Here is a 12,420-nt window from a genome sequence, read left to right as displayed (position 1 = left end):
ATGGCTAAGCAATTTCGCGAAGGCATATACAGAGCGGAATTCAATACCCTCACCATGGAGGGGATTGGATTAGTAGTTCTGCGCGATGGTCGCGTATATGGCGGAGATACCTTGATCTACTACGTAGGTACCTATTCAGTTTCCGGGAACCGAGTCACAGCCCGGGTAAAAGCTTTTCCGTACAAAGGGATGCCCATCGAGGGAGTGGAAACCGTATTGGGACGCGGCAAGAATGCCCTTGATATGGAAGGTGAAATCGACGGGGACGATATCCTGCTGGGAGGCCGATCCAAGGAAGCTTCAGGAACTGGTATCAAGATCAAGTTACAGTTCCTGCACGAATAGCCATTCGCTGCGGCTTCCACCTGCAGACACAGTCAGGCCGATGGCAGCGATAAACGCGCGTCAGTTCAGTTGATCTCTTCGCCTTCGGGCGCGGAATGGGCATCCGGCGCTACGTCGTTTGGCTGAATTGCAGAAATGCGGTCGTTTGTTTCGTTTGCCGTGGGCAAACTGGGAAAAAACTTTGAGAGAAGAAATCTGGTTGTGTACGCCGTCATCCTGATGACCGCGCTAATAGCGTGGTTGTGGCTCTTTCAACCCAACAACCAATAGATCCCGACGGCCAAAATCATGTGCTCAACCGGTTGCGACAGGGATTCGAACCGCCGATCTCCCCTCTCCCGCTCGGTGTATTCGAGAATAGATTTCCATGACGGGAAGCCGTGAAGCTCTTCCCATGCCGGCCGTGGACCACCCGATGATGCTAGATGTGGAGGCAAGCTATTCAGGCGCTCGCGAAGAATTTAGGTGCGCTTGAGCAAAGGGAGGTAGACTATACGGTTTGCGATGAGCCAATAAAAACAAGAAAAGGCAATGACTAAAAACGGAGCTTGGATACTTGAAATAATTGTTTTTGCGATGGCCCTTTTTGTACTTTTCTTGGCGAGCATTTACTTTCTGCCCTCATAATCGGCTGCGGTAGGCCGGAGCCGAACCGACGATCTTCTGGTTATGAGCCAGACGAGATGACCACTTCTCCACTTCGCATGACACTAAATATCGAGAATAGATTTCCATGACGGGAAGCCGTGAAGCTCTTCCCATGCGCCCGGCGAGTGTTCCCTGTCCCTCGGTCCGCCAGTCAGCTGCAAATCACCTGTCGCGTATATCTAATTTGCTTTTGCGGTAAAAGGATTATTTTCAAATACTGGGTATAATTACCTAGATTGAGCAGTCCTCAAACAATCCGGTGAGAGTAGCTTGGTGATCTGAGGGTTGACGATTTTCGTGAACAGTCCGGGGTCGCCGAAAGCCCTCGCAGAGAGCATTGCCCCGTGAACCGATGCCATCAACATTTGGGCCTCCTCCTCGGGCCGCTTGTTCAAACGGAACAAGCCCTGCTCTGCTCCAGCGCTCAGCACCGACGTAAGCCAACTCGCGAGACTATGGAAATGGGCACGAACCTGTGATGCGACCTCTTCCGGCAGCATCTGCGTCTCGCCAGCGAGCATCGCACAGACGCAGAAGGGCGGCGAGGCATCGCGAATGCATGTCTGCCAGTAGTTCAGGTAGGACTGCAGTTGTTCGGCAGGACTTGAGACCTGCTCCCCGAGAGATTTTAAACCCGCTTCTGCCTGCCGCCTGTAGCGATCCACCAACACCGAGACCAGCTCGGCCTTCGTCGGGAAGTGATGGTGGATGCTCGCCCTCCTAATGCCGATCGCAGCCGAGATATCGGCATAGCTGAACCCGTTATAGCCTCCCGCGACGATAAGAGACTGTGCGATGTCGAGAATTTTTTCCGAAGTCGAAGTCATTGATTTCATATCGCGACCTACCTTCTAGTAGGCAAAATGTCAAGGTGCACATCGCTCCTGCTGTTCACAATGAGGTGTTCGAGGACCGGGTTGACTCAAGGAGTGCACCTTCCTACTGGTAGGTAGCTCACAACAAGGAAACCTGCCGATGCAAATCCAAATTTCGATCCAGTCCAGCTGGCTGCGATCCTATTATTTCGCACGCGCCATATTCTCTATCGCCTGGGTTGCTGCCGCCATTCTCTTCAGCGGCCAACCCCGTTCTGCCGCGTTTCTGCTCGTGATCTACCCGGCATGGGACGCCTTTGCCAATCTGGTTGACGCCCGGGTAAATGGTGGCCTGAAAGCCAATCCGTCCCAAGCATTGAATGCCATAGTCAGCATGATGGCGACACTCGCCGTCATCGTGGCGGTCAGCAACAGCACATATGCCGTTCTGGCCGTGTTTGGCGTTTGGGCGATCTTCTCGGGTCTGCTGCAACTGAACACGGGAGTAAGGCGTTGGCGTGACTATGGCGCGCAATGGGCGATGATCCTGAGTGGTGGACAATCGGCCCTCGCCGGCGGCTTCATGATCAGCCGATCCTTGGGAATAGTGGCGCCGACGATTCTGGACATCGCCCCTTATGCTGGGTTCGGCGCGTTCTACTTCCTGCTTTCCGCAATTTGGCTTGTCGTCGCAGCCTATCGCAAAGCCGAGGCGTAGGTGCTGCCTGGACGGCGGTGGCAAGGTAAAAGTCATTTGCCGCCGTCGAAGGGGCCAAGCATCGCTCATTCTTCGCCGCAGCATGAGCGACGAAGTACAAGGCTCAGCAGCAGGCATTAGGTGAAGGCAACGTCGTCGGCCGACAGATCGGCAATCGAAATGCCTTCGATGAGGATACCATTGGTGCCGCCATCAAAACTGACATAGACACCTTCCGCTGTATCGTGGGACGCCGCGAGAAAGCTGTTGAAATCGTGAATACCAGTGCTGCTTGAAGCAAATCCAATCAGTTCGATCACGTCGCCGCCAGCAGTATCAAAGTCGGTGATGTGGTCTATGCCGCCATTCAGGCGTGCCGTGGCTTCTTTCCAGACGAAGGTGTCCGCGTCGCTCCCGCCTTCCAGAATGTCTGCACCGAGTTGGCCCTCCAGTCTGTCCGCACCGGAACCACCGCTCAATGTATCGATTTGATCAACACCCTCGCCACCAGCAAGCCAATCGTCGCCCTCACCGCCGAGCAGTACATCGTTACCTGCAGTTCCCCCAAGGGGCCCAGCCCTCGCGAACATTCGATCATTTCCAGCTCCCCCTTCGATGTGATCATCACCAGAGCCGCCCCAGATCAAATCATTGCCATCACCGCCGAGTAGAACGTCGTTGCCATCTTCGCCATACAGACCGTCGTCACCAGCACCACCATCAAGATGATCATCCCCAATACTGCCGGAGAGATCATCTCTACCGCCACCGCCGAAGAGGAAGTCATTGCCCCCACCGCCATTGGCAGACTCGTCCAGGGCGGCTCCCCCGAAGCGATCATCACCTCCATGCATATTGGCATTGAGCCGGATATGGTCGCCTCCTACTATGGTGTCGTTGCCCTGGCCCGTCTGAACGGTAGAGAACTCGAAATTGCGGAAAATGGTCCCTGTCGAGGCAATACCCTGCGCGAAATCGACCGTGACAGCGTCGGTCCGCGTAAAATCCTGAAGCACCAGAATGTCATTGTCAGCACCACCATCAAGCGCAGCGGACGCGAGTGTCGTATTAATACTGTCGTCGCCGGCGCCTCCAAAAAGGTGATTGGCTCCGAAATAATCCTCTATGGTGTCATCACCTGCGCCAGCGTCAATTGTGTCGCCGCCGGCGGAATCCCCCGGCTCCTCTGAATAGCCCTGACCTATCCTATCGGCACCACCTCCTGTCGAGATTATGTCGTCACCAGTGCCACCCCTGATAAAGTCGTTGCCGTTACCGGTTGTCAGCTCGAGCCGCTCGATGTCACGGAAGTAAATATGATTGGCGGGATCCCATTGATTCCAGTAGCCGCCGATAATGTGATGGCTGTTAAGGCCATTGAACGTGACTGCCTCGGGGCTGCCGGAAAAGTCGATAACGAGCGTATCGACACCGGCACCACCTGTCACAGCCCCTCCCACGCCGTTGAGCACGAGCCGGTCGTCGCCATCGCCGCCATCAAGGCGGTCGAAATCGTCGGAACTCGTTAGAGTATCATTGCTTGTGCCGCCATAAAGGAAATCGCTTCCCGCGCCGCCATCCAGACGATCGTTACCGCCGAGAGCCCAGATACCGTCTTTTTCATTCGTCCCAAACAGGCTATCGTTAGCACCGGTACCGACTATCGTTGCCATTGCATTCATCCTCCCACATATTTTTAAAAGCAGGCCATAAGCAGTTTAACATTTAGCACAAGTATAATTATGTAACTCATCATTACAATCAAATTCATGTAATTAAATTATACTTCAAAATTTAAAATAATATACCAATTTGGATATAATACAGAGCTATGTCTCCGCTAAGAAGGCTTTAACATCCCGCAGGTGACAAAAAATGATCCGCTCTAACTTCGATCTTTGTACAGTGTCAAAGTGACTCGGAACTTTATTTCTGAAGTGAAGCCCTGCGCTGTTACTCCATTTGCCCGTGAACTATCACCACAAATGTATCATCAACTACATCACAACTTCGGCGAAATAGATCGCTGCCACAATCCGGCATGAGCCGCAGAGTCGGGCTGTCTCGCCTCGAATTCAACTGGCGCATGCGTCCGAAGAATATCAATAAGCGCGATCACTCTGCCGACGTTTGTAACTTCATAGACAACACCGCCGAATGTGGCGACCGCGACCACGTATGGCTCGTTGACTCTTGACTGCATCGGCCCAATACTTGTGGGTTGACCCTAATTTCCAACGATTTGGCTAGGGAGGAAGCAATGGAATCCGTCAATCGTAGATCCACACTCGCACTCGGTCTTACCATGGCTGCAACGCCTCTGATAGTCTGGGCGACCCCAGCAGCCGCACAGACTTACGGTCCCGATGAGGGCAAGGAGCTTGCACCCGGTGTCAGAGAAGTAGCGCTGGGCGAGCGGGCATCAAACATAAAAGCGTATGCAATGGTCAAGTTGCGCGATGTCGTGATCCAACCCGGGGCGAAGACGCCGGACAACGTGATGAAAAACGATATGCTCTGCCACATGACTGAGGGAGAACTGTCGGTCGTTCAGAACGAGAAAAAGTTCACAGTCAAGAAAGGCGAGGTTTGGACCTGCGCTAAAGCCGATACGACAGAAGGCACCCAGAACACGAGCAGCGCGGTCGCGATCATGCGGGTCATCGATTTGATGCCTGCATGAGGACGCGTGAAGCGTCGAAGTGCGGCCAGGAGCAGCCCTAAAAAGGGAGCCGGGGCGGCGGCGGCGAGTTCTATGGACGCTGCATAACCGGCTAGCAAACGTCCGAAAGTGGCCGCGAAGCGGCAATTAAGTCGGTCTATGCCGCTGGGCTGAGCTGTCGCGCCTCGAATAAAACCGGCGTCATACGCCCGAAGAGATCAATAAGTGCAATCACGCGACCGGCATTTGTGACAGCATCGACGATACCGCCGAACATAGCAAAAAGGGTCCTCTCAACCTTTCGTGTCCATGCCCGCCGCCTCGAGGATGAGCGCCGCCACGGCCTCTGGTTGCGAGATCATCGACACGTGGCTGGACTCCAGCTCAATCGTTTTAGCGCCCATGCGTTTTGCCATGAAGCGTTCAAGGTCAGGATCGATGGTGCGATCGTTCTTGGAGACCGCGTAAAAGCTCGGCTTTGATCGCCAGGCGGCTTGTGTCGTCTTGCCAGCCAGCAAAGCCTTGTTGAAAGGTGCCTGTACGGCATAGAGAATTTTGGCTTGCTTCTCAGCCACGTCGCCCGCGAAGTCATGAAGGAAGGCCTGCTCGGTCAGTCGACCCTCATCGCCGTCGAATACAATGCCGGCGGTAGCTGGAGGTGTGGGATAGGTCTTGGCCAAGGCGGTGTAATCTTCTCCGGCATCCGGAGCGCGGGCGGCAATGTAGACAAGCGAGGAGACGTTCGGATGCACTCCAACTTCTGTGACGATCATCCCGGAGAAAGAATGCCCGACAAGAACCGTTGGCCCGTCCTGGCGGTCAAGAACGCGTTTGGCGGCGGCGGCGGCTTCCGGAAGCGTCGTCAGCGGGTTCTGTACCGAGGTCACGTTTAACCCAGTCGCCTGAAGGCGTCCAATTACGTCGGACCAGCATGAACCGTCAGCGAACAGGCCGTGGACAAGTACGACGTTTGTTGCCTTGACTATATCTTTTGCCAGCACGACCTTTGAAAGGAGGCTGATGGCGGCAAGCGACGCAAGGGATCCGGTGAACATACGGCGGGTCATTGATTTCATGACGTTTCCTTTCTCAATTTCTACTGAGATAAATTCGTAGCCACGGCATTCGGTGGGGGAACAATAGCAAGGATCGCCCGAAGCTGTAACCGTATGACGGTCTATGCCCTTTAAGCATCTGTCGACGGGGGCGTGACGCCGACCGGCAGGCCCTGGGCGATCATGAAGCGCTCGAACGCTTTGTGATAAGCGCCCGTTGGCTCGTAGACGATACGGTCAATGGGCAAACCGCCGATCCATTTGAGGATTGCAACAAAACCTTTGCGGTCATTGGGAATCCGCAGCCTCTCGCCACCTGGTAGGCGATGAAGATCGATATGGTCTTTCGAAATGTCGGCGCCGATAGTATCCTGATGCATCTTTTCCGCCTCCTATGCTTGTCATCCAGGGCGAGACCCTGGGTATCCGTTCAGGACGATTGGAAAAGATGGGGGCGATCACACTCTAGCTCGGCCCTTCAGACGGCCTGCACATCCACGATCCATCCCCCATCGCCGGACGAGGTGGCAGCCCTCTCCGGCGCTTCTTTCTCTCACAAGAAGCGCGGACAGTCATAAGACAAGCATATCCATTGATCGATGAATCGATTGTGAAGTGACAGCATGATGTTTGTCTGATTCAAGGTCTCCAATGATGGAGGCATTTGATGGGACGGGCATTGAGCGGCGATCTACGGGTTCGCGTTTTGAAGGCATCGAGCGAGGGCTTGTCGGCGCGCCGTGCGGCGGCCCGGTTCGGTGTGGCGGCTTCGACGGCGATCCGCTGGATCGCGCGAGCAAGAGAGGGCGAGTTGGAAGCGCGTGCGACGGGACGGCGGCGCGGCTCAAGCCTGGATGCCCATGAAGGTTTCATAGTTGGCATGATCGAGAAGCGAAAGGATATTACGCTCAACGAGATGGTCACGCGCCTGGTGGACGAGCACGGCGTGCGGATTGGCCGGAGCGCGCTGAACAATTGGCTGCGCGGGCGCGGCTTCACGTACAAAAAAAGACCGCACATGCATTGGAGCAGGAGCGGCCGGGCCTGTTGAAGCAGCGTCAGGACTGGTTCGACGGCCAACTCGACCTCGATCCCGGGAAGCAAGCGCATCATTGATGTCGATGACGTGCCTGCGAAATGGATCAAGCACTTCGCCTAAATCAATCTTCATGCTGGGACCTCCACTATTCGAACGATGATTTTTGCGTAAGCGGTGTGCCATCGGCACCTAAACAAGAATCCTGAATGTGGTGCGGAGAAAAGTAGCCTGCTGGGGGCGGCGATTCTGTCCCCGACAGGAGATGTCATGAGGTCTCACGTGGTATTCTTGCCGCTGAACACCTCCGCCAAATAGTCAATAAACACCCTGATTTTACGTGGGGTATGCCGTCGCTGAGCGTAGAACGCAAAGATCGGTTGCTCGATGGGTTCATAGTCCGGCAGCAGCCGCACGAGGCGGTTCTCCGCTATATCCTGGGCGACCATGAAATCGCCCAAGAGGGAATAGCCCCCGCCCGTAAGGCAGGCGTTTCTCACCGCTCGCGCTGAGTTCATTGTCAGATGCTGCGGCACTTCGAAGTCAATGACCTTTCCTCCATGCGAAAACCTATGTACGCGCCCCCAATTCCCGCTGACCTGAGTAACGGATGGGCAAGCTCTGATCTCATCTAAGGTCTTGGGTGTCCCATATTGCTCGCAAAACTGGGGCGTAGCGACAAACACGATCCTCTGCGTGAAAATCCTCTGTGCGATCAGGGATGAATCGTTCAACGGTCCTACCCGGATGGCGACATCGAAGTGCTCTCCTATGAGATCGACCAGCCGATTGCCAAGGTCGATAGAGACATCGAGCTGCGGGAACCGTCGCAGGAACTCAGGAACCGCTGGTGCCAGGCACTCATTGCCAAAGGCCGTTACGCAGGAGACGTGGAGCTGGCCGCGGGGGGTGTCGTGGCGTTCGCGTACCGCACTCCGCATCAGATCAAGCTCCTCCAGGAGGCAGGTGCTCTTTTGAACGAACTCCATCCCGGCATCCGTCAGATTGATCTGCCTGGTGGTGCGGTTGAAGAGACGTACGCCGAGATCGGCCTCAAGGTCTGCCACAATGCGGCTTACCGAGGCAGCGGAAAGGCGCAAATCCCGGCTCGCAGAAGAGAAGCTGTTATGCCTGGCGACTGCCACGGCCACCTTCATGGCCTCGATCATATCCATCCGCCATTCTTCCGAAATTCAAAATAATGTCTCTCATCGAGCGACCATTAACACGGAAATCGGATTCATGCATCAATACGGCGAACGCTCAATTGGGAGATGGACATGCCCACGAATCCTAGCTGGATACTTCGGAGCTACCCTCCCGCAATGCCTTCCGTCGAGAACTGGGCCTTGGAGGACCGCCCAATTCCCCAGCCTGCGGATGGTGAGTTGCTGGTGAAAACTTTGTGGCTCTCCGTCGACCCCTATATGCGCGGTCGGATCAGCCCCGCGAAGAATTATGCTACTGGTTTTAAAATTGGCGATCTGATGTGCGGCGGCGGAATTGGCGAGGTAATTACATCTGAGTCTCCAGAGTTCAAGCCAGGCGACGTCGTCATGAGCGATCATTTTGGTTGGCAGCCGTTTAGCGTTATCCCGGCCGCGTCAGCCAAATCAGTGACAATTACGGACGCTCCGATTCAGTCCGCGCTGAGCTATCTCGGCATGCCCGGTCTCACCGCCTACTTTGCCCTCCTCAAAACCGCGACTCCGAAGGTGGGGGAAACGGTGTTGATCTCGGCCGCCTCAGGAGCGGTGGGACAGATTGCGGGACAGATCGCGCGGATCAAAGGGTTCGACCCAGTCGCTGTTGCGGGCTCAGACGAGAAGCTGGAATGGTGCAGGGAGCTTGGATATCGGACCGGCGTCAACCATCGAAGCTCGGCTGATCTCGTGGCAGATGTCGCCACCGCATGCCCCGAAGGCGTCGATGTCTTTATCGACAATACCGCCGGGCCGATTCACGATGCAGCCATGCTAAACCTCAACACCTTTGGCAGGGTGGTGGTCGTCGGGACTATTGCCTTGGCCGACCGATTTGACCAGCCCGATATCGGTGTCAGGCATCTCAGAAGGACGCTGATCACCCGTGCGCGGATTGAAGGGTTCTTGCTCGACGACCACGAGGGAGAATACGAAATCGGGATTGCCGATCTGCAGTCATGGTACAAACAGGGACTGCTTCAGACACGGGAAGATGTTGCGGAAGGGGTTGAGACCGTGCCCCACGCTTTCGTTCGGATGTTGAAGGGAGAGAACTTCGGCAAGCAACTGGTCAAGCTATGATGCTCTGAACGAAAGTTTGTCCGCTTGGGCCCTACGATTGTGCACGTGTTACTCAAGCGGATAATTCCAGGGCAGCAGTTCATCGATCCGGCTCTGCTTGTGGCCGTTGACGATGGCGTTAAGCGTGGCTGTCAGGTAGGCCTGCGGATCAATAGCATTGAGTTTGCAAGTCTCGATCAGCGAAGCAATGGTCGCCCAGTTCTCGGCTCCGGCGTGATGCCCGGCAAAGAGTGCGTTCTTCCGATTGAGGGCGATAGGCCGGATGGTTAGAAAACCATTCAATGGTGGCACGAGATCACCTGGCGAAATGAAACCCAATTCGCACTCTTCGCAATGAGCGTAAATGCCCTGATTAGAGAGATTGCGCTGCAGAATTAACCATCCTTGGCGGCAACCCGGACATTGTCCAACGTGGTAAAGCTCAGTCATTGATTGGGCCGCTGCTCATCATGCGCGATTACCTCATTACCTCTATGCGCCGCTCGTTATTGGTTGGGTTGGAGCAGTCAGTAAGCCGCATGAATCGGAACCTCTATTAATTTCAAATCTTAGCATTTCGCTCAATCCATATTTTATTGAACAGGTGTCAATATGAAGCCCGGACAATAGGGCACGGGAATGAGTGATAAGCTGAAGGTAGTCTCAAGCGAATGGACCAGGCCTCCCGAGGGTCCCGGAAAGCAGCGGCGGCGATTCCGCTGGCACCGATCGTGGGGCCGGCACGTACAACGCTGGGCACTGCCCGTTCTGGGTTTGGCGATGTGCTATTTCTATTTTGCTGTTTTCCCGGAACCAATGGAAAGCGCACACGCAAGTCTGGCCAATGGCCAACAGCTCTATGTAATCGACGGTGACACGATCTGGCTCAACCGGGAGAAGATCCGCCTCGCGAACATCGACACGCCCGAAATCAGCAATGCCAGATGTGAAAGCGAACTTGCTCGCGGCCTCGAAGCCAAAGCCGCGCTGAAACGATTGCTCGATGGCAAGGAAATACGGATTGCGCGCGGCGATCCCAAAACCAGGCGCATGATCGACCAGTATGGACGGACGCTCGCCCTTGTCTCAGTCAATGGCAAGGACGTTGGAGAGACTCTTGTCGAGCGCAATCTGGCCCGGCGGTGGACTGGTAGGCGCCAGCCTTGGTGCTAGCCTTCAACCTGGTCAACAACCACCTCGGTACCGTTACCAATGTCCCTAAATGAAAGTAAACATTTCATGCTTCTGGTCGCCAGTTTGGTTGGACGTCTTGCCTTTTTCCTGGCCGGTTTCGTGTTAGCATCACTGGTCGCCGGTGTTGGGTTCTCTCTCTTCTTTATCAACAGCCTGCAGTTCATTGTCGATAGCCCGGACAACCGTCACATTCGGTTCATTATTTTTGTGTCCGAACTCATCGGAGCAATTGCGCTGGTGCCGGCCATCATCATTACAGTCATCGGATCCAGGCGTCCCAACAATCCTCCCGGCCCTTACGCAACGTTGGGTGCGATCACAGGCACGGTTGGTTCCTTGCTGTTCTTTGGGGTCTCGATCCCCTTCAACATCTACCTGGGGGCAGTAGGTGCCCTCGCCGCTTACGTTTTCTACTTTATTGGCGTGTACTCGAGCGACAGGATGATCCGGCCGAAAAGGATCGCATGACCTTTGCATGTCAGGACATTCCCACGCAGCTTCTCGTTGTCTCGCCAACGACTATTTCTGCTGCGGCCGCCGATCGGAAGGGATGGCCACTCGGCATCTACTACTCGATCACGAGAACGATCTCCAGCGAGTTAGGATCTACGATGACAATGCGGCCGTCGGCGGGCACGAAATACTCGTAATCCGCATACCTCGGAACGATCTTCACGATACCTGGCGGGAGCGGCAGTCGTTTAACAGTATTCGGCACAGTCATGCCGACCTTGACTTCGAAATTAATTTCGCGGACAGGCTCAGCCTTCGTTTCGATGATTACCTGCCGGATTTCAGTCTTCTGTTTCGCAATGACGTTTTCGCTTTGTTGACTTTCAGTTTGCTGTTCCGGATTTTTCTTGATGATTTCCGTTTGCGCGAATGCTCCTGTTGCAACGCAAAGGACGAGGACGCTTTTGAGGATAATGCTCTTCATCGAACATCTTCCCGTTGAATGTCCCTTCACGCGTTTTAAACTCATCGATCCTGACGTTGTTCCGATTTTTGGTTGTTATCAGGAAAAGGTGGACCCTCGCGCTGGGCCTAGGAGTGGCGCACGACTCACGATCATCGCCCATTGCAAGGTGCTGCTTGGACGGCGGTGGCAAGGTAAAAGTCATTTGCCGAGTTTGAAAGGGCAAGCATCTCATGCTGCCGATACAAACGTTGCTAAACGGTTCTTTTACCCCTTATTTAACCCGTGCGGGTGATATCAAACGATCGCCACAGTGTTTAGGCTTCGCGTCGACACGGATGACAACCCCTTGCTCGTCTGTGTCGGGCGCGGCTGGCGCGACGACCACCTATGGCTGGCCGCGCTTCTTAACTTTCAATAAATTCTGCTTGCGGGTCGAGCCGTTTAACACGACGGTCGTCACATATCCGCAATGTTTCTGTCACGATCACGAGTCGAAACGGTAAATCGCGCCCGTTTTGGCCGCCACAGGCTTCAGGACTAAACTACAGGCCGAGTCTGAATTCGAGCCGCTGGATCGACGGCACGGTTTTGATCGCGACGAAACTTTAGATTGCCGTCACGCGATCCTGGCATAAAGGGATAAAACGGGCGCAACAGTTTGGCCAGATTTGGAGTGGTGCGATGACTTATTCGAAGGACAAGGGCGAAAATACGGATTGGCTGGAAGCAGAGCTCGCCGATACGCTCGACGAGGACTACGAACTCGAACTTTCCGAACCGGCGCT

General features: G+C 54.8%; 12 protein-coding genes, 1 tRNA gene and 3 pseudogenes. 8 read left to right on the top strand and 8 right to left on the bottom strand.

Features of this window, described 5'->3' with window-relative positions; translation table 11 throughout:
- On the top strand, positions 1-345 hold the full coding sequence (locus tag CU103_RS29775) for a GrlR family regulatory protein (RefSeq protein WP_162707341.1): 345 nt from the start codon (positions 1-3) through the stop codon (positions 343-345).
- A gap of 631 nt (positions 346-976) precedes the next feature.
- Here the strand turns inward: CU103_RS29775 and CU103_RS29770 are convergent.
- Both CU103_RS29770 and CU103_RS29765 read right to left on the bottom strand, forming a co-directional pair.
- Positions 977-1,050, bottom strand: a tRNA-Met gene (locus CU103_RS29770).
- Between the two features lie 170 nt (positions 1,051-1,220).
- Complete coding sequence (locus CU103_RS29765; RefSeq protein ID WP_106667651.1) at positions 1,221-1,829, bottom strand: TetR/AcrR family transcriptional regulator; 609 nt, start codon at positions 1,827-1,829, stop codon at positions 1,221-1,223.
- Between the two features lie 139 nt (positions 1,830-1,968).
- On the opposite strand from CU103_RS29765, the gene CU103_RS29760 reads away from it, so the two are divergent.
- Positions 1,969-2,526, top strand: coding sequence for a DUF308 domain-containing protein (locus CU103_RS29760; RefSeq protein WP_106667650.1), 558 nt, complete (start codon positions 1,969-1,971; stop codon positions 2,524-2,526).
- 116 nt (positions 2,527-2,642) lie between these two features.
- On the opposite strand, the gene CU103_RS29755 is transcribed toward CU103_RS29760, so the two are convergent.
- Positions 2,643-4,178 (bottom strand): calcium-binding protein, encoded by a 1,536-nt coding sequence (locus CU103_RS29755; protein WP_106667649.1) that lies wholly within the window; start codon positions 4,176-4,178, stop codon positions 2,643-2,645.
- 587 nt (positions 4,179-4,765) lie between these two features.
- On the opposite strand from CU103_RS29755, the gene CU103_RS29745 reads away from it, so the two are divergent.
- Positions 4,766-5,188, top strand: coding sequence for a hypothetical protein (locus CU103_RS29745; protein WP_106667647.1), 423 nt, complete (start codon positions 4,766-4,768; stop codon positions 5,186-5,188).
- 272 nt (positions 5,189-5,460) lie between these two features.
- On the opposite strand, the gene CU103_RS29740 is transcribed toward CU103_RS29745, so the two are convergent.
- Positions 5,461-6,243, bottom strand: coding sequence for an alpha/beta fold hydrolase (locus CU103_RS29740; RefSeq protein WP_245449073.1), 783 nt, complete (start codon positions 6,241-6,243; stop codon positions 5,461-5,463).
- 110 nt (positions 6,244-6,353) lie between these two features.
- Positions 6,354-6,602 (bottom strand): hypothetical protein, encoded by a 249-nt coding sequence (locus CU103_RS29735; RefSeq protein WP_106667646.1) that lies wholly within the window; start codon positions 6,600-6,602, stop codon positions 6,354-6,356.
- 287 nt (positions 6,603-6,889) lie between these two features.
- Between CU103_RS29735 and CU103_RS29730 the strand changes: the two are divergent.
- Positions 6,890-7,323, top strand: a pseudogene (locus CU103_RS29730) (helix-turn-helix domain-containing protein); the annotation flags it as partial.
- Between the two features lie 213 nt (positions 7,324-7,536).
- Here the strand turns inward: CU103_RS29730 and CU103_RS29725 are convergent.
- Complete coding sequence (locus CU103_RS29725; protein ID WP_106667644.1) at positions 7,537-8,433, bottom strand: LysR family transcriptional regulator; 897 nt, start codon at positions 8,431-8,433, stop codon at positions 7,537-7,539.
- Positions 8,434-8,538: 105 nt separating this feature from the next.
- On the opposite strand from CU103_RS29725, the gene CU103_RS29720 reads away from it, so the two are divergent.
- Positions 8,539-9,543 (top strand): NADP-dependent oxidoreductase, encoded by a 1,005-nt coding sequence (locus CU103_RS29720; protein WP_106667643.1) that lies wholly within the window; start codon positions 8,539-8,541, stop codon positions 9,541-9,543.
- A gap of 48 nt (positions 9,544-9,591) precedes the next feature.
- On the opposite strand, the pseudogene CU103_RS29715 reads toward CU103_RS29720, so the two are convergent.
- Positions 9,592-9,810, bottom strand: a pseudogene (locus CU103_RS29715) (transposase domain-containing protein); the annotation flags it as partial.
- 351 nt (positions 9,811-10,161) lie between these two features.
- Here CU103_RS29715 and CU103_RS29710 point away from each other — a divergent pair.
- Together CU103_RS29710 and CU103_RS29705 are read left to right on the top strand one after the other, a co-directional pair.
- A complete protein-coding gene (locus tag CU103_RS29710; RefSeq protein WP_106667642.1) occupies positions 10,162-10,695 on the top strand; it encodes a thermonuclease family protein in 534 nt (177 codons plus the stop codon).
- 66 nt (positions 10,696-10,761) lie between these two features.
- On the top strand, positions 10,762-11,184 hold the full coding sequence (locus CU103_RS29705) for a hypothetical protein (RefSeq protein ID WP_106667641.1): 423 nt from the start codon (positions 10,762-10,764) through the stop codon (positions 11,182-11,184).
- Between the two features lie 100 nt (positions 11,185-11,284).
- Here CU103_RS29705 and CU103_RS29700 read toward each other — a convergent pair whose 3' ends face one another.
- Positions 11,285-11,653: a DUF1236 domain-containing protein gene (locus CU103_RS29700; RefSeq protein ID WP_162707345.1), complete on the bottom strand. Its 369-nt coding sequence runs from the start codon at positions 11,651-11,653 to the stop codon at positions 11,285-11,287.
- A 663-nt stretch (positions 11,654-12,316) separates the two neighbouring features.
- Between CU103_RS29700 and CU103_RS32690 the strand changes: the two are divergent.
- A pseudogene (locus CU103_RS32690) lies at positions 12,317-12,420 on the top strand (polyphosphate kinase 2); the annotation flags it as partial.

It is taken from the genome of Phyllobacterium sophorae (assembly GCF_003010965.1).
Classification (GTDB): domain Bacteria; phylum Pseudomonadota; class Alphaproteobacteria; order Rhizobiales; family Rhizobiaceae; genus Phyllobacterium; species Phyllobacterium sophorae.
Note: the sequence above shows the minus strand (reverse complement) of the source record. Positions and strands in the feature narration are given on the sequence as shown.